Below are 17,110 nucleotides of genomic sequence, written 5' to 3'. Positions count from 1 at the left end.
CTAACAGCGGAATAACGGCGGCCGTTCGGCCCCCGTTACGGCGCCCGGTCCAGGGTCTGTCCCGACCGAGGAGAGGACGGGACAGTGAGCGGGGAAGCCATCATCGAGGTGACCGGCCTGCGTAAACGCTTCGGCCCGGCCGTGGCGCTGGACGGGATGTCGTTCACGGTGCGGCCGGGGCGGGTCACCGGTTTCGTCGGGCCGAACGGCGCGGGGAAGTCGACCACCATGCGGGTGGTCCTGGGGCTGGACGCGGCGGACGAGGGTACGGCGCTGGTCGGCGGCCGGCCGTACCGGAGTCTGCGCGAGCCCCTGCGCCACGTCGGTGCGCTGCTGGACGCCGCCGCGCTGCAGCCGGGCCGGTCCGCGCGCGGCCACCTGCTGTGGCTGGCCCACTCGCAGGGGCTGGGCGCCCGGCGGGTCGACGAGGTGATCGAGCAGGTGGGTCTGCGGTCCGTTGCCCGGCGGAAGGCCGGTGGCTTCTCGCTCGGCATGCGGCAGCGGCTCGGGATCGCCGCCGCGCTGCTCGGCGACCCGCCGGTGTTCATGCTCGACGAGCCGGTCAACGGCCTCGACCCCGAGGGGATCATCTGGATCCGCGACCTCCTGCGGTCGCTGGCCGCCCAGGGCCGCGCCGTTCTGGTGTCCAGCCATCTGATGAGCGAGTTGCAGGGCGCCGCCGACCACCTCATCGTGGTGGGCCGGGGCCGCGTCATCGCGGACACCGGTGTCGCGGACCTGATCACCGCCGCCTCGCGCGGCCGCGTCACCGTACGCACCCCGGAGCCGGAGCGGGCGATGCGGGCGCTGGCGCGGGCGGGCGCCGCCGGGACCGTCACCGAAGGCGACGAGCTCACCGTCTCAGGGTTGCCGGGCGAGCGGATCGTGGCCGTCCTCACCGCGCACGCGGTGCCGTTCTCCGAGGTCATGGCCCAGCGTGTGACGCTCGAGGAGGCGTACCTGGAGCTCACGCGCGACGCGGTCGAGTTTCACGCCGCCACGGGCCGGGAGGCGGTCCGATGACCTTCGCGTACGGCGCCCGGAGCTTCGCGCGGCTCTCCCGCGCGGAGTGGACCAAGTTCCGTACGGTCCGGGGCTGGGTGCTCGGCATGGTGGCCGCGGTGCTCGTGACCGTGGGCCTCGGGCTGTTCGCCGCGTCGGGCAGCCACTCCTCGTGCGGCGGCCCGGACGACGTGTGCCCCGCCGTGCCGATCGGCCCGGACGGCCAGGCGGTCGACGACAAGTTCTTCTTCGTGCACCGGGCGCTGAACGGGGACGGCTCCATCACCGTCCGGGTGACCTCCCTGACCGGCCGGATCCGGCTGCCGGACGTCACCCCCGGCGTCCGGCGGGAGGTCCCGAGGGTCGAGCCGTGGGCGAAGGCCGGCGTGATCGTCAAGGACGGCACCCGGCAGGGCGCGGCGTACGCGGCGCTGATGGTCACCGGCCGCCACGGAGTGCGGCTGCAGCACGACTTCGTCCACGACACGGCCGGCGGCCGGAGCGGTGTTTCGGAGACGGCCCCGCGCTGGCTGCGGCTCGTCCGCTCGGGTGGCGAACTGACCGGCTACGAGTCGGCCGACGGCAGGCGGTGGGCGAAGGTCGGCACGGCCCGCCCGCAGGGCCTGCCGGCCACCGTACGGATCGGGCTGTTCGCCGCCTGCCCCGGCGACCTGACGGTCACGCAGGCCGACCTCGGCGGGGCGATCGCGGCGTCACGCTTCGCCCAGGCCACCGCGGTGTTCGACCACGTAAGCCTTCAGGGCGAGATGAGCGGCGGCGCGTGGCGCCACGACGACATCGGGGCGGCGAAGGAGCCCGACGGGGCGATCCACCACCCCGGCGGAGTCGTCCGGACCGGCGGCACCTTCACCGTGACCGGGGTCGGCGACATCGCGCCCCGCACCGACGGCCAGACCATCGAGAAGACGCTCTCCGGGCTGCTCGCCGGACTGATCGTCGTAGTCGTCGTCGCGGTGGTGTTCGTGACCGCGGAGTACCGGCGGGGACTGATCCGCACCACCCTGCTCGCCGGTCCCCGGCGCGGCCGGACGCTGACGGCGAAGGCCGTCGTGATCGCCGCGGTGACGTTCGCCGCCGGGCTGATCGCCGCCGGCGTCACGGTCCCGCTCGGCGCGCACGTTCTGCGCGCCAACGGTAACGACATCCTGCCGGTCGGCCCGCTCACCGAACTGCGGGTCGTGGCGGGCACCGCCGCGCTGCTCGCCGTCACCGCCGTCCTCGCCCTCGCGCTCGGCACCGTGGTCCGGCGCGGAACCGTGGCGATCACCGGTGCGATCGCGCTGGTCGTCCTGCCCCGCGTCCTCGCCACCACCTCGGTCCTGCCGGTCGAGGCGTCACGGTGGCTGCTGCGGGTCACCCCGGCCGCCGGGTTCGCGATCCAGCAGAGCATTCCGGCGTACCCGCAGGTGACCGCCTTCTTCTCTCCTCAGGCCGGCTACTACCCGTTGTCGCCGTGGGCCGGCTTCGCCGTCTCCTGTGGATACGCCGCGCTGGCCCTCGCCCTGGCCGTCCTCGCCCTGCGCCGGAGGGACGCATGAGGCGAGAACTCCGCGCGGAATGGACCAAGGTGCGCACCGCGCCGGGCACCGCCTGGTTGCCGGTCGCCGCCGTCGCGCTGACCGTGGCCGTGAGCGCCGCCGCCACGGCGCTCGTCTCCTGCCCGTCGGCGGGGTGCCGGTACGACGCCCCCAAGGTCGGCCTGTCCGGGATCCAGGCGGGCCAGGCGATCATCGTCATCCTGGCCGTGCTGTCGGTCGGCGCGGAGTACGGGACCGGGATGATCCACACGACCCTCGTGGCGATGCCGCGCCGCACCGCGGTGCTGGCCGCCAAGGCGACGATCCTCACCGCCCTCACCTCGGCCGCGGGGACGGTCGCCGTGCTCGGATGCGTGCTCGCCGGGCGGCTCGTCCTGCCGCGGAACGGCTTCATCCCCGCGCGCGGGTATCCGCTCCTGTCCCTCGCCGACGGGCCGACGTTCCGGGCGGCGGCGGGTTCCGTCCTGTACCTCGTGCTGATCGGCCTGTTCGCCCTCGGCGTCGCCACCACCGTGCGCGACTCGGCGACGGCCGTCGGTCTCGTGTTCGGCCTGCTGTACGTCCTGTCGGTGCTGCCCTACCTGATCAGCGACCCGGGCTGGGGCAGGTTCCTCTGGCGGATCTCGCCGATGAACGCCGGGCTCGCGATCCAGTCGACGAGGCACCTGGCGGCCCTGCCCCTGGGCCCGTGGGCGGGACTCGGCGTCCTCGCCGGATGGGCCGCCGGCGCGCTGCTGACCGGCGGCCTGCTGTTCCGGCTGCGGGACGCGTGACGGCCGTCAGGCGAACGGCAGGGCGACGAGGTTGTAGGTCAGCGCCACCTTCAGGAACGCGACCCCGGCCAGGGCGATCAGGGTGTACGAGAGCCGTCCGCTCCAGCCCCACCAGCCCTTCCACCAGGCCGCCACCGTGCCGGCGAGGACGGCTGCGGCCGGGATGAACGCCACCGCCAGGACGACCGGCAGCACCGTGAGGGACGGCGAGCCCAGCATGATCTTCTCCTGGAGCGCGTTGGAGTCGGTCATCAGCGACGCGAACCCGGCCAGGAACGCCGTGCCGAGCGCGCCGGTGCCCCAGGCGGCCAGCCAGGCGGCGCGGGAGGCACGGGAGCGGGCGGGGCGGTGCCGCAGGCGGCGCACGAGCGCGGCCACCGGGATGCCGAGGAAGCACAGCAGGAGCACCAGGGCGCCCGCCCCGAACATCGGCAGGTACAGCGCGGGGGAGTCGGCCCACTCCAGCTTCTCGTACGCCTCGGCGGGCGTCGTCGACGCTGACAGGATGCCCTTGCGGTCGAAGGCGATCAGGTCCTGGCCGTTCCGCTCCTGGAACAGCCCGGGTCCGACCTGCGTCCAGTGCCGGGTCGCCGCGGCCGGGTCGAGGGCCAGCCCGGTGGTCGTCAGGGCCCCGGGGCCGTCGGCCCGGACGGACACCGACGAGACGAGGGTGGAGATCTTCGTCAGCGCGTGGTGGCTGGTGCGGACCGACCGGTACGTCCCGGCGTACTTCGCGACGTCACCGGTCCGTACGGCCGGCGCCGCGGCCGTCCTGCCGGGGAGGTAGCGGTCGACGAGACGGTCGATGAGGCTCACGCCGTCCCAGCCGGCGACCGTGTCCGTGCCGTCGCCGTTGAAGGCGACGTAGATGCCGATCCCCTCGTCGGGGAGCAGTGCCATCTGGTCGTGGAAGCCCGGCACGTCACCGTCCTTGAACAGCAGCCGCCGGCCGTTGCGCGGGCGTTCCTCGAACTGGTAGCCCATGCCGGGGATCCGCGGGTCCTGCGCGAAGTGCCGCTGCTGCATCCGCTTCGCGACGTCCCGGCCGAGCCGGGGGTCGTTGTCGAGCTGGGCGAGCATGAACCGGCTCATGTCGGCGGGGGGCGACACCGCTCCGGCGCCGGTCGGCGACCACGACCCGTACTGCCCCTTCTCGGCGGTGTGGCCGGAGCCGTTCGGCCGGTAGCCGTGGGCCAGGGTGGCGTCGATCGCGGCCGGGTGCGGCTGGGCGAACGTCGTGGCGGTCATGCCCAGCGGCCGCAGCACGTGCTCGTCGACGTAGCGCGCGAAGGGCTCCCCGGACGCGATCTCGACGAGGTATCCCGCCAGGGCCGTCCCGTAGTTGTCGTACGCGACGACGGTCCCCGGCGGGCGTACCCGCGGGGGCTGTCGCTTCGCGAGGTTCCGGCCGAGGGGTTCGACGCGGGCCGGGTCCGCCTCGGCCGTGCCGACGATGTCGTCGTCGAAGCCGGCCGTGTGGGTCAGGAGGTTCTCCAGCGTGACGGGCCGGCCGGGGTACGTGTCACGGATCCTGAAACCGGTGAGGTACCGGTTGACGTCGGTGTGCAGGTCGAGTTTCCCCTGGTCGACCAGTTGCAGGGCGGCGGTGGCGGTGAACAGCTTGGCCATCGATCCGATGAAGAGGCCGGTGCTCCGGGCGTCGAGGGGGGTGCGCCGGTTGACGTCGGCGACGCCGTACCCCTGCGTGAACACCTGTCGCCCTCCGGCCACCACCACGACCGCCGCGCCGGGGATCCGGTCCTTGGCGAGCATGCCGGGCACGATTCCGTTCACCGTCGATGCGACGTCGGCCGGGGTGGGCTGCACCGCACCTCGCGCCGCGGCACCTCGCGCGGCCGTTCCCTGTGCCGCCGTACCCGTCGACGGCGTGCCGCCCGGGGCGGTGCGGGGGTGCGTCGCGTCCGCTCGCGCACCGGCCGGCAGACCGGCCAGGGGTGCCGCGAGGGCGAGCGCCAGGCCCGCGCGGGCGATGGCGAAGGCGGTTCTTCTCATGGGAAAGACGATGTCGGGGTGGGTGCGCACGCGACCAGTGCCGGTCACACCGACTCGATATGGAGAACGCATAATCCGGACAAATGGCTAGGATTTTCGCGTGGTGATCATCCTCGTGGTCCTGGTCGGCCTGGCCCTCGACCCGTGGTTGATCCACCCGAGCGTTCCGGCGGTCCTGACGCTCGCCCTGCAGATCCTCCACTGCCTGCCGGGGACCAAACGGTTCCGGGGCCGGTGGAGTCTCGCCGCGCAGGCCGCGCTGTTCCCCTGGGCGGGTCCGCCGGGCTTCCTCGCCGCCTCCGTCCTGCTGATCGTCCCCGGACGGATCCGCTGGCCGCTGTTCGGCGCCGTCGTGGCCGCCGCCGGGCTGCTGAACCTCGGCGACGTCTACGCCTGCGCCAACGCCATGGGCAACGCCCTGGCGATCGGCGTCACCGTCTACGGCCTCACCCGGCTCAGCGACCTGCGCGCCGAACTCCGCGCCGCCCGCGGCGCACTGGCCGCCGAGTCCGTCGCCGGCGAACGCGAGAGGTTCTCCCGCGACCTGGACGCCGCCCTCGGCTCGGCCCTCTCCGAGATCGCCGGGCTCGCCGCACGGGGACGGGTCGAACGGATCCTGACCATCGCCCGGGAGAGTGCGGCGCGCGTCCGGGCCACGCCCGCCGCTCCGGTCGAGCCGCCGCCCGCCGACCTGACGCCGCGCCTGGCACTTCCGATCGTCGTCGCCGCGCACCTGGAGTACCTGGCCGTCGGCGCGATCGTCCTGGGGAGCGCGTCGCCGCCCGCCCTCATCCTCGCCACCGACCTGACCGCCCTCGCCGTCGTCATCGGGCTGTCCGTCTACCACTGCCTGCCGCGGCCGCCCGGTGTACGGCCCCGGTACGCCGGCTGGACGCTCTCCGCCCAGACCGTGCTCGCCTGCCTGCCGCTTCTGGCTCCCGGCGGGCCCGAACCCCGGATGGTCGGCTTCGCCGCGGGCTCGATCCTGATCATCCTCGGTGGTCGCCTGGCCTGGACGCTGTCCGGGATCGTCGTCGTGAGCGTTCCCGTCATCCTGCTCGTCCGGTCCGTCCCTCTGGGCGAGACGGCGTCCCTGACGGTCGACACGGGAACGATCGCGCTGATCTTCTACGGGCTGGCGCTGCTCACCGGGCTCGTCCACGAGATCCGGGAGGCGCGCCTGGCGCTCGCCGCGATGGCCCTGGCGCGCGAGCGGCGGCGGATCGCCCGGGACGTGCACGACCTGCTCGGGTACGGCCTGTCCGCCATCATCGTCAAGGCCGAGCTGGCCGCGCGGGACCCCGCTCGGGCCGAACGCGAACTCGCCGGCATCGTGCTGATCGCCCGGCGCGCGCTGGGCGACCTGCGCGCCATCCCGGGCGACGATCCCCGGATGTCCCTCCGCGCGGAGCTCGCCTCGGCGTGTGACGTGCTCGCCGCCGCCGGGATCGCGGCGCGCGCCGACGCCTCCGCCGACGGCCTCCCCGGACCGGTCGACGCCCTGCTGGCGACCGTGCTGCGCGAGGCCGTCACCAATGTCCTCCGGCACAGCCGGGCCCGGACCTGCTCCATCGAGGTCACCGTCGCCGGCGGCACGACCCGGCTCCGCGTCACCAACGACGGCGTCCCCGGGACTCCGGCGGGGACCGGCGGACCGGGCGTCACCGACGTCGGCGTGCCCGGTGCTCCGGCGGGGGCGGGTGGCCAGGGCGTCGGCAACCTCACCGAGCGCGTGGCCGCGATGGGCGGCCGGCTCACGGCCGGGCCGCGCCCGGGCGGGGAGTTCGAGCTCCTGGTCCTACAGCCAGCCGGCCTCGGTGGCGATGCGGACCGCGTCGATGCGGTTGCGGGCGTCCAGCTTGGTGACGATCGCCGCTAGATAATTGCGGACGGTGCCCTTCGTCAGGTGGAGCCGGGAGGCCATCTCCGCGAGCTCCGCCCCCTCCGCGGCCAGCCGCAGCACCTCGGCCTCCCGCTCCGTCAGCGGGTTCGGCCGGGCCGTGATCGCCGCGGCGGCCAGCTGCGCGTCGATCACGAGCTCCCCGGCCGCCACCCGGCGGATCGCGTCGGCCAGCTCGGTGGGCGGCGAGTCCTTCAGCATGAAGCCCCGGACCTGGGCCGTCAGGGCCCGGCGCAGGGTCTCGGGGCGGCCGAGCGCCGTCAGGATCAGCGCGCGGCAGTCCGGGAGCCGCTCGGCGAGCGCGGTGGCCGCAGTCAGCCCGTCGATGCCCGGCATGTCGACGTCCAGCACGGCGACGTCCGGCCGGTGATCGAGCGCGGCGGGGAGCACGGCGTCGCCGGTCGACACCTCGGCGACCACCTCGAGGTCGGGCTCGAGAGCCAGCAGCGCGATCAGGGCGCCGCGGATGAGGTGCATGTCCTCGGCCAGAAGTACCCGTATCACGCCCTGCTCCCCGTTCGCGTCCGCGCCTCACATCCTGCCAGGGAGCGGTGTACGGCGACGGCACGCCGGTCTCACGGCGTGCGGGATCAGGTGCATCGGATCCGGCGGGAACAGGCTGGACCGGTCCGCCCGCCTCCGCCTACGGTGCTGGCGTACCCGACGTGAAGCGAGGGATGACGTGCACATTGTCCGTTTCATACCGGTGGGCGGGAACCATCCGCTGGTGGGGGTGTCCGACGGCACGACCGTCACCGAGCTGGCCGGGAGCCTCGGCGAGCTGCTCCGGCTCCCCCTGGCGGAGCTGCGGGACCGCTGCCTCGCGGCGGACGGCCCCCGGCACGACGCCGCGGGCGTACGGACGCTGCCGCCGGCGGACGGGCGGATGGAGGTCTGGGCGGCCGGCGTCACCTACCGGCGTTCCCGCGAGGCGCGGATGACCGAGAGCGAGCGGTCCGCCGACGTGTACGACCAGGTGTACGACGCCGAACGCCCCGAGTTGTTCTTCAAGTCCGCGGCCTGGCGGGTGACCGGCGACGGCGAGACCGTCGCGATCCGCACGGACTCCGGGATCGACGTGCCCGAACCCGAACTCGGCCTGGTGCTGAACCGGCACGCGGAGATCGTCGGCTACACCGTCGTGAACGACATGAGCTCCCGCACCATCGAGGGCGAGAACCCGCTGTACCTGCCGCAGGCCAAGATCTACCTGGGCGGCTGCGCGGCCGGTCCCGGCGTACGGCCCGCCTGGGAGGTGCCCGACCCGTACGCCCTGGGCATCGAGCTCACGATCCGGCGCGACGGCGGCGTCGCGTGGACGGGGCGGGCGAGCACGGAGCAGCTGCACCGCAGGCTCGACGACCTGGTCGGGTACCTGTTCCGCGCGGACGTGTTCCCGGACGGCGCCGTCCTCGCCACCGGCACCTGCCTCGTCCCGGAGCTGCCGTTCACCCTCGCGGGCGGCGACGAGATCACGATCACGATCGCGGAGGTCGGTACGCTCACGAGCACGGTCGTCGCCGGCCGGGACCCGATGACGTGGCTCGCCGGAGACACCGGCCCGCGCTGAGCCGCCGGGGGACCCGCGTGGCCCGTGAAGGTTGGAGACCACTCCTCTCGTGAGTTCGCAGCATCCGCACGCCGGGCCGGCGATCGGCCCGCGTCTGGCCCGGCTGATCGTCGTGGTCGTCCTCGCGGCGTTCGCCGGGGTGTACGTCCTCGCCGCCCCGTTCCGTACGGGTGGCGTGCCGCGCGTCGCCGGTGTGGTGGCCGTCACCGTGCTCCTGTACGCGTCCCTGCTCATCTGGGTGCTGCCCCGCGCGGCGAGGTTCCGTGGCGTGCCGCTCGTCGCGGCGCAGTCCATCCTGGCGTGCGCCGACGTGCTCGGGTTCGGCACGTCCGTGGGGGTCCTCGCGTTCGCCGCGGCGCCGCTGCTGCTCGCCTCGTACACGCTGCCCGCGATCGCGGTGCTCGCCGGCGGGGTGGTCGTCGCGGTCCTGCGGTTCCCGGACGCGGCCGCCGCGGCCGACGCCGCGATCACCCCGGTCCTCGGCACGCTCGTCGTGTACGGCCTCGTACGGCTGGCCGACCGGGTCGCCGACCTGGCCGCGGCCCGGCCGGCGCTGACGATGGCGGCCGTCGCACGGGAACGCCTCCGCATCGCCACCGAGCTGAACACCGGCATCGGGCGCGGCCTGGACGCGATCACCGCCGGCAGCCGCCGGGCCCTCGGCGATCCCGCCGAGATCGGCGACGTCCTCCGCGTGGCCCGCCGGTCGCTGGCCGACACGCGGGCGGCGGCGGCCGGCTTCCGCGCCATGTCTCTCGCGCCCGAGGCCACGGCGGCGCGGGCGCTGCTGTCCGCGGCCGGGATCGAGGCGGAGGTCCGCACCGGCCACGACGAGCCGCTCGGCTCGGCGGGCGCGCTGCTCGCCACCGTGCTGCGCGAGGCCGTCACCGAGGTCGTACGCCAGGGCACGGCGACCAGGTGCGTCATCGAGACCTCCCAGCAGGACGGGACGGTCCGGCTCCGCGTGAGCAACGACGGCGCTCCCACCGCGGCGCGCGGCGAGGAGGGCCTGGCCGCGGCCGCCGGGCGGGTCGAGGCGGCCGGCGGCACGCTCACCATGGGCCTCGACGCCGACGGCCGGTTCACCGTGGAGGCGGCGATCGCGGCCACTCCGCGCCCCGTGACCGTGCCCGACCCCACCGCGTACGCCCTGTCCGTGACGCTCCTCGCGGTGGTGGTGGCGGGCTTCTGCGTCAAGGGACTCCTGCACGTCCCCTGGGGCGCGACCCTGCCCGCCGCCGTGGCCGGCATGGCCCTCCTCGCGGTCCTGCAGCTGCGCTGGACCGCCGAAGCCCCGCCCCGGCGTCCGTACGCGCTCCTGGCCGCGCAGACGCTCCTCAGCTTCGTGCCGGTGCTGTGGTTCGGCACCGCGTGGCTCGGCACCGCCGGCTTCCTCGCGGGCACCTTCCTGGTGGCCCTGCCGATCCGGCTCGGCGTGCCGCTCGTGGCGGCGGCGATGGCGGCCACCGGGGCGATGGCGGCCGCGCTGTCGCAGGGCCCGGCGCGGATCGTCAACTACACGGTGAGCGTGCTGGTCACCGGCCTCGTGGTGTACGCCCTGGTGCGCCTCGCCCGCCTCGTACGCGACCTGCGGGCGGCCGGGGCGGAGCTGGCCCGGGCGGCGACCGTCCAGGAGCGCCTCCGCGCCGCCCGCGACCTGCACGACCTGCTCGGTCACAGCCTCGCCGCGATGCTCCTCAAGTGCGAGCTGGCCCGCAGGCTCGCCGCGGCCGACCCGGACCGGGCCCGGGCGGAGCTCACCGAGGTCGTCGCGATGGCCGAGCGGGCCCAGGTGGACCTGCGCGCGGCCTCGGGCGCCGGCGAGCCGGAGATGTCGCTGGAGATCGAGGCCGAGTCCGCGCGTTCCGTGCTGACCGCCGCGGGCGTCGAGACCCGTGTCGACCTCGGCCACGGCCCGCTGCCCGGCCCGTCGGCGACGGTGCTCAGCACGGTGCTGCGGGAGGCCGTGACCAACATCCTGCGGCACAGCGCCGCCCGCCACTGCGCCATCGTCACCACGAGCGAGGCGGGCGCCGTGACCCTCACGGTCGACAACGACGGGCTCGACCCGCGGGCCCGGCGCACCCCGCCCGGGGCGGGCATCGGCAACCTCACGACCCGGCTGGCCGCCGTCGGCGGCACCCTGACCGCACGCGCCGACGGCGACGGCGGCTTCCGGGTCCAGGCCCGGCTGCGCGCGGACGCGGACGCCCCGGCCGAGCCCTGAGCCTCAAGGATTCTCGCGCAGGCGTGCCGCCGCGTCCGTGGACGCCACGGCCACGGTCAGATCCAGCCCGCCTCCCGGGCGATCCGGACGGCGTCGGTGCGGTTGCGCGCGTTCAGCTTGTCGACGACGGCGGTCAGGTAGTTGCGCACGGTCCCGGCCGACAGGTGCAGCCGCGCGGCGATCTCGGTCGCGTCGGCGCCCTCGGCGGCCAGCCGCAGCACGTCCGTCTCACGCGGGGTGAGCGGGTCGTCGGCGAGGTCCCACGCGGTCAGCGCCAGGTTCGGGTCCAGAACGCGCCGCCCGGCGGCGACCGCCCGGATGCCCGCGACCAGTTCATCGGGCGGCGCGGTCTTCAGCAGGAACCCGCCGGCGTGCGCGGCGAGGGCCCGGCGCAGGTGCCCGGGCTTGCCGTGCCCCGTGAGCATCAGCGTCCGGCACTCCGGCACCTGCTCGTGCACGGCGGCGGCGGCGCTCAGCCCGTCGGCGCCGGGCATGTCGACGTCGAGGACCGCGACGTCCGGCCGGTGGCGCAGCACGGCGGGCAGCACCTGGTCACCCGCGTCGACCTCGGCGACCACCTCCAGGTCCGGCTCCAGCGACAGCAGCGCGGCCAGGGCCCCGCGCACCACGGCATGGTCGTCGGCCAGCAGAACCTTGATCACAGGTCATGTGTACCAGGGCCGGCGGCGCCCCACCGTGCCGTGACCCACGATGAGCGTGAAGCCCCGGCAGGACCGCCCGGGACGCCGCCCGGCGCGAGGACGAGGTGACGTCGTCCGGTCACCGGGGCAGCTCCGCGGCGATCTGCGGGTTGAGCAGGTCCCGCACCTCGGAGTACGGCAAGGTGAGCGCGTAGTAAGGGCATTCGCTGCCCGCGTGCGACCAGCTGACGACCATCCCACCGGCCGTGAAGAACGCGGAGACGCGCGGCGGCTGGGGCCGCGTCCCCGGCAGGAGCGCCGAGGTCGGGAAGAAGTCGTCGTGACGCAGCGGCGGGCGGACGCACACGGTGTGCAGGTCGGGGTCGGTCACATGCGGCGACACCCGGTTCAGTAGCGTCGCGAGGCCGTCCGGGCGGAGCGTCTCGGGCCGGAACACGTCGTCGGCGGTCAGCGCCTTCCCGGTGCGCAGGTCGACGTTGACGGTGATCCGGGGGAGTCGGTAGTCGAGGGGGGAACAGTACGTCGCCGGCAGTGCGTACTGGACCGATGCCAGCCGCGGCCCGTTGATCCCGACCTTTGGCTGTGAGCGGAGGATCGTCGGTTTCGTGCACGGCGGGTTCGCGTCCGCGTCCTGTTTCTGCATGAGGACGATGCCCCAGTCGAGTGGGGCGAACAGCGCCTGATCGATCCTGCGCTGCACGGTGGCGTCCCGGACGCCGCTCACGTGGGCGTAGCGTGCCTCTCGCAGGTCGAGGCCGGCGATGGACCGGCGGTAGGAGGCCAGCTCGATCCGCGCGGCGACGGGTTCCGGTTTCTTCGGCTTGTGCCGGCTCAGGACGATGGCGGCGGTCGTCGCCGAGCCCGCCACGACGACACCGGTGGCGATGGCGCCCAGTTTCACTCCGGCGTTGGAACCAAGGATCTTGGTGAGCGCACCGGCCTTGCCCGCCGCGGCCCCGCCGGCCTTGCCCGCCGCGGCCCCGCCGGCCTTGCCCGCCGCGGCGCCACCGGCCTTACCCGCGGCGGCCCCGCCCACGTGGCCGGCCGCACCGGGGGCCGTACCCGCCACCAGAGCCGCGAACGGGAACAGCGCGGCGAGACCGGCCGCCGCCTCGGCCAGCCGCCGCCAGCCGTTGGACTCCCACTGCGGCCCGTACTCGGCCACCGCCGCCGACTCCAGCTCTTCGGCGAACTCCAGCGCGCCCGGCGGCCGGTCGTCCGGGAGTTTGGCCAGGCCACGGTGGAGCAGCGCCTGGATCGGCGGCGGTGCCTGATCGGCGGGGATCTCGCCGCTCGTGTGCTGAGCGCGGTAGGCCGCGGCCGTATCGCCGGAGTACGGCGTGCGGCCCATCACGCATTCGAAGAACACGCACGTGGCGGCGTACACGTCGGTGGAGGGCGAGGCGGGTGCTCCGGCCCACTGCTCCGGGGCCATGTACGCCGGGGTGCCGATGATCTGGCCCGCCGCGCCGGAGCGCACCGCGATGCCGAAGTCGATCAGCTTGCTCCGGCCGTCGGCCTCCACCATGACGTTGGCGGGCTTGTAGTCGCGGTGGACGACACCCACGCGATGCGCGGCTCCCAGGCCGAGCAGGGATCCCTTCAGCACCGCCAGCGCGGCCTCCGGCTCCAGCGGGCCCCGCTCGTCGAGCAGCGCCCGGAGCGGTACCCCGTCGATCGCCTCCATGACGATGGCCGCGCCCTGCGGCTGCTCGACGTACTCGAAGAGGCGCACCACGTGCGGGTCATCGAGATCGCGCAGCAGCCGCGCCTCTTCCCGGAACTCCGCGCGGAAGCCTTCATCCGGAACGGTGAGGTACTTGACGGCGACCTGCGTGCCCGAAGCCTGATGCCGGGCGAGAACGACACGGCCGAAGCCGCCGCGTCCCAGCTCGCGGAGGGCGACGTACCCGGGAAGTGACCATTCGTCCACAGAATGATGCTGTTCCACTCACTACCGGAACCGCGCGGGATCGGGCCGATCGAGATGCCGCCGTTACCTCGGGGCGAGCACCGCAGCCGGCGAGGCGGGCCGTACCAGGAGGTCGTCACGGCCGGAGGCATGACGAGGTCATGGTCGACTCGTGAGCACGTCTCTGGTCCGGGAAACCGCAGCTCAGCACACTTATGGGCATGGATGACGTCGTGGCGATGGACGCCGTGAGCAAGGTGTACGGCAAGGGCAGGAGCGCGGTCGCGGCACTGCGCGAGGTGACGATCGGCCTCCCGCGCGGCCGGTTCACGGCCGTGATGGGGCCCTCAGGCTCGGGCAAGAGCACGTTCCTGCACTGCGCCGCCGGGCTGGACACCCCAACGTCCGGCAGCGTGCGGCTCGGTGACACCGAACTGTCGAGGCTGAACGAGACCCGGCTGACGGAGCTGCGGCGCCGGCGGGTCGGGTTCGTGTTCCAGGCGTTCAACCTCGTGCCGTCGCTGACGGTCGAGCAGAACATCACCCTGCCGCTGCGTCTCTCCCGTACCCGCGTGGACCGTGCCCGGCTGAGGGAGATCGTGGAGCGTGTCGGCCTGGCCGAGCGGATCGGTCACCGGCCCGCCCAGCTGTCCGGTGGCCAGCAGCAGCGGGTCGCGATCGCCCGCGCCCTCGTGACCCGGCCCGAGGTCGTCTTCGGCGACGAGCCGACCGGCGCGCTCGACACCATGACCGCGCGGGAAGTGCTCTCCCTGCTGCGCGAGACGGTCGACGGGATGGGCCAGACCGTCGTCATGGTCACCCACGACCCGGTCGCCGCGTCGTACGCCGACACGGTGCTGTTCCTCGCCGACGGCCGCATCGCCGACGCGATGGACGCCCCGACGAGCGAGAAGGTCGCCGCCCGCATGACCCGCCTGGGAGCGTGGAACCGATGATCGGACTGGTCCTCAGCACCCTGCGGCACCGCAAGGCCGGGTTCGCCGGGGCGTTCCTCGCGCTGTTCTGCGCCGCGGCCCTCGTGTGCGCCTGCGGCATCCTCCTGGACACGGGCCTGCGCGGCACCATCGCCCCGGAGCGGTACGCCGGCGCGCCCGTCCTCGTCACCGGCGACCAGTACGTCCACCAGGACAAGATCAAAAAGCACAAGGTCAAGCACAAGGCGAAGGCGCTCGCCGAACGCGCCTGGCTGCCGGTCGCGACGGCGGACCGCCTGCGCGGGGTGCCGGGCGTCCGCTCGGTCGTCACCGAGGTCACCTTCCCGGCCGAGGTGCCGGGCGCCACGCCGGGGAGCTCCTGGGGGCACGGCTGGGAGTCGGCGGCCCTGACCCCGTTCACCTTCGCGGCGGGCCGCGCGCCGTCGGCTGCGGGCGAGGTGGTCGTCGACGCCGCCACCGCGCGTACGGCGCACCTGCGCGTGGGCTCGCGCCTGCCAGTCTCCTCGCCGATCGCGACCGGCGCGTACCGGGTCGTCGGCGTGACCCGCGAGGCGCTCCCGCACCAGGCCGCGGTCTTCTTCTCGACCGGTGAGGCGCGGCGGCTCGCCGGGCGGCCGGGCGCGGTCAGCGCGATCGGCGTGTTCCCCGCGGCCGGCGAGTCCGGGACGTCCACGGTCGCGAAGAGCGTCACCGCCGCCGTCCGCGGCACGACCGCGACCGTGCACACCGGCGGCGACCGCGGCCGCACCGAGTTCTGGGACGCGGAGAAGGCACGGATCAAGCTGATCAGCATGGGCGGCGCGCTCGGCGGGACGGCGCTGCTCGTCGCGATCCTCGTCGTCGCCGGCACGTTCGCCCTGTCCATCCAGCAGCGGCAGCGGGAGATCGCGCTCCTGCGCGCCGTGGCCGCCACCCCGCGCCAGATCCGCCGGATGATCGGCCGGGAGGCACTGATCGTCAGCGTCGGCGCCGGCGCCCTCGGCGCGGCGGTCGGGCCGCTCCTGGGCCTGTGGCTGCGCGACCGGTTCCGCGCCCTCGGCGCCCTGCCGCCCACCCTGAACCTGGTCATCAGCCCGTTCCCGCTGTTCGCCGCGGTGCTCGCCGCCGTCGTGGCCGCCTGGGCGGCGGCGCGCCTGTCCGCCCGCCGGTCCGCCCGGATCCGGCCCGTGGAGGCCCTCGGCGAGGCCGCGCTGAGCGGGCCGCGCACCGGAGCGGCCCGGATCCTCGCCGGGCTCGCGTGCCTCGCCGGCGGCGTGGTGCTGACCCTGGTGCTGTCGTCGCTGAACACCGAGGCGGCCTCCAGCCCGGTCACCATGCTCACCGCGATCGTCTGGACCGTCGCCGTCGCCCTGCTCGCCCCGATCGTCGCCCGTACGGCCGCCGCCCTGTGGGGCACGCTGCTCCGGCTCTCGCCGGTCGGCGGCCACCTCGCCGCCGCGAACCTGCGCACCCGCTCCCGAATCGTCGGCTCGGTCATCGCCCCGCTGACGCTGATGGTCGGCCTGACCGGCACGATACTGTTCGCGCAGACGACCATGGGGCACGCCGCCACCGCCCAGGCCGACGCCGGCACCGTCGCCGACCACGTCCTCGGCCCCAAGGTGCCCGCCGCGGCCGCCGCCGCGCTCCGGCACACCGACGGCGTCACCACGGTCACCGAGGTCCTGCACAGCACCGTCCGCGTCGGGCTGGCGAACTACGGCGTCCAGGGCGTCACCCCCGCCGGGCTCTCCCGCACCATGAACCTCGACGTACGCTCCGGCTCGCTGAACGGCCTCGACGCGGGCACGATCGCCGTCAGCGGCACCGCCGCCGACCGGCTCGGCGTCCACGTCGGCGACACGATCCGCATGACGCTCGGCGACGGCACCCCGTTCGCCCCCCGGGTCATCGCGGTGTACGGCCGCGGCCTCGGCTTCGGCGACCTCACCGTCGCCCATGACCTGCTCGCCGCGCACGTCGACGACCCTCGCGCCGACACGGTGCTGGTCGCCGGCCCCGCCGGGGCGGACGCCCTTCGGTCGGCCGTCCGGCACTACCCGGCCGTCACCGTCCTCGACCAGGCCACCCTGTCGAAGGACCGCGCCGCCGCCGGCGCCGAGGTCAACTACGTCGCCATGGGCCTGATCATCGCCTTCACCGCCATCGCGGTCGTGAACACCCTCGCCATGGCCACCGCCGACCGCGCCCGCGAACTCGCCCTGCTCCGCCTCGTCGGCACCACCCGCCGGCAGGTCATGCGGATGCTCCGCTGGGAGACCCTCGCGGTCGTGGCGACCGCCGTCGTCCTCGGCACGGCCGTCACCCTCATCACGCTGACGGCCCTCGCCACCGGGATGATCGGGTCCGCCGCGCCGTACGTCCCGCCGGTCCCGTACCTGGCCGTCATCGGGGGCGCCGCCGCCCTCGCGGTGCTCGCGACGGTCCTGCCGGCCCGTCTCGCACTGGCCACCCGCCCCGCCGACCTCATCGGCTCCCGCGCCTAACCGCGAACACCACCCGCCGACGCGCCGGCGCGGACCATCGGTCCGCCCCG

General features: G+C 74.6%; 12 protein-coding genes. 8 read left to right on the top strand and 4 right to left on the bottom strand.

Annotation, left to right across the window (positions count from 1 at the left end):
• The first annotated feature begins 99 nt into the window (after nt 1-99).
• From NE235_RS29490 to NE235_RS29480, 3 genes are read left to right on the top strand one after another with little or no spacing between them, the layout of a single operon-like run.
• Complete coding sequence (locus NE235_RS29490) at nt 100-1,023, top strand: ATP-binding cassette domain-containing protein (RefSeq protein ID WP_252808733.1); 924 nt, start codon at nt 100-102, stop codon at nt 1,021-1,023.
• A complete protein-coding gene (locus NE235_RS29485; RefSeq protein WP_252808615.1) occupies nt 1,020-2,561 on the top strand; it encodes an ABC transporter permease subunit in 1,542 nt (513 codons plus the stop codon). The genes NE235_RS29490 and NE235_RS29485 overlap by 4 nt, the downstream gene beginning before the upstream one ends.
• Nucleotides 2,558-3,334 carry an ABC transporter permease gene (locus tag NE235_RS29480; RefSeq protein WP_252808613.1) on the top strand — a complete coding sequence of 259 codons (777 nt, stop codon included), beginning with the start codon at nt 2,558-2,560 and terminating at the stop codon, nt 3,332-3,334. The genes NE235_RS29485 and NE235_RS29480 overlap by 4 nt, the downstream gene beginning before the upstream one ends.
• Before the next feature lie 6 nt (nt 3,335-3,340).
• Here NE235_RS29480 and NE235_RS29475 read toward each other — a convergent pair whose 3' ends face one another.
• Nucleotides 3,341-5,347 carry a serine hydrolase domain-containing protein gene (locus NE235_RS29475; protein WP_252808611.1) on the bottom strand — a complete coding sequence of 669 codons (2,007 nt, stop codon included), beginning with the start codon at nt 5,345-5,347 and terminating at the stop codon, nt 3,341-3,343.
• A gap of 100 nt (nt 5,348-5,447) precedes the next feature.
• On the opposite strand from NE235_RS29475, the gene NE235_RS38405 reads away from it, so the two are divergent.
• Nucleotides 5,448-7,226, top strand: coding sequence for a sensor histidine kinase (locus NE235_RS38405; protein WP_252808609.1), 1,779 nt, complete (start codon nt 5,448-5,450; stop codon nt 7,224-7,226).
• Here NE235_RS38405 and NE235_RS29465 read toward each other — a convergent pair.
• The gene (locus NE235_RS29465; RefSeq protein ID WP_252808607.1) at nt 7,146-7,751 is read right to left on the bottom strand and encodes a response regulator transcription factor; all 606 of its coding nucleotides are present in this window, start codon (nt 7,749-7,751) and stop codon (nt 7,146-7,148) included. The two genes, NE235_RS38405 and NE235_RS29465, sit on opposite strands and share 81 nt — an antisense overlap.
• Nucleotides 7,752-7,974: 223 nt before the next feature.
• Between NE235_RS29465 and NE235_RS29460 the strand changes: the two genes are divergently transcribed.
• Nucleotides 7,975-8,817 carry a fumarylacetoacetate hydrolase family protein gene (locus NE235_RS29460; protein WP_252808604.1) on the top strand — a complete coding sequence of 281 codons (843 nt, stop codon included), beginning with the start codon at nt 7,975-7,977 and terminating at the stop codon, nt 8,815-8,817.
• Nucleotides 8,818-8,866: 49 nt separating this feature from the next.
• Nucleotides 8,867-11,044, top strand: a complete 2,178-nt coding sequence (locus NE235_RS38400) for a sensor histidine kinase (RefSeq protein ID WP_252808594.1) — start codon at nt 8,867-8,869, stop codon at nt 11,042-11,044.
• 56 nt (nt 11,045-11,100) lie between these two features.
• Here the strand turns inward: NE235_RS38400 and NE235_RS29450 are convergent, their stop codons facing one another.
• Both NE235_RS29450 and NE235_RS29445 read right to left on the bottom strand, forming a co-directional pair.
• Nucleotides 11,101-11,706, bottom strand: a complete 606-nt coding sequence (locus NE235_RS29450; RefSeq protein ID WP_252808592.1) for a response regulator transcription factor — start codon at nt 11,704-11,706, stop codon at nt 11,101-11,103.
• Nucleotides 11,707-11,824: 118 nt separating this feature from the next.
• Nucleotides 11,825-13,639, bottom strand: a complete 1,815-nt coding sequence (locus NE235_RS29445; RefSeq protein WP_252808590.1) for a serine/threonine-protein kinase — start codon at nt 13,637-13,639, stop codon at nt 11,825-11,827.
• A 200-nt stretch (nt 13,640-13,839) separates the two neighbouring features.
• On the opposite strand from NE235_RS29445, the gene NE235_RS29440 reads away from it, so the two are divergent.
• Together NE235_RS29440 and NE235_RS29435 are read left to right on the top strand one after the other, a co-directional pair.
• Nucleotides 13,840-14,574, top strand: coding sequence for an ABC transporter ATP-binding protein (locus tag NE235_RS29440; RefSeq protein WP_252808588.1), 735 nt, complete (start codon nt 13,840-13,842; stop codon nt 14,572-14,574).
• Complete coding sequence (locus NE235_RS29435) at nt 14,571-17,060, top strand: ABC transporter permease (RefSeq protein ID WP_252808586.1); 2,490 nt, start codon at nt 14,571-14,573, stop codon at nt 17,058-17,060. Before NE235_RS29440 ends, NE235_RS29435 begins: the two co-directional genes overlap by 4 nt.
• Nucleotides 17,061-17,110 lie beyond the last annotated feature (50 nt).

The organism is Actinoallomurus spadix (assembly GCF_024055725.1).
GTDB classification, from domain to species: domain Bacteria; phylum Actinomycetota; class Actinomycetes; order Streptosporangiales; family Streptosporangiaceae; genus Actinoallomurus; species Actinoallomurus spadix.
Note: the sequence above shows the minus strand (reverse complement) of the source record. Positions and strands in the feature narration are given on the sequence as shown.

Bases quoted from the DNA above. Each gene is read 5' to 3' on its own strand.
- NE235_RS29485 (WP_252808615.1), top strand. From the start codon at position 1,020: ATGACCTTCGCGTACGGCGCCCGGAGCTTCGCGCGGCTCTCCCGCGCG.
- NE235_RS29480 (WP_252808613.1), top strand. From the start codon at position 2,558: ATGAGGCGAGAACTCCGCGCGGAATGGACCAAGGTGCGCACCGCGCCG.
- NE235_RS29475 (WP_252808611.1), bottom strand. From the start codon at position 5,347: ATGAGAAGAACCGCCTTCGCCATCGCCCGCGCGGGCCTGGCGCTCGCC.
- NE235_RS29440 (WP_252808588.1), top strand. From the start codon at position 13,840: ATGGATGACGTCGTGGCGATGGACGCCGTGAGCAAGGTGTACGGCAAG.
- NE235_RS29435 (WP_252808586.1), top strand. From the start codon at position 14,571: ATGATCGGACTGGTCCTCAGCACCCTGCGGCACCGCAAGGCCGGGTTC.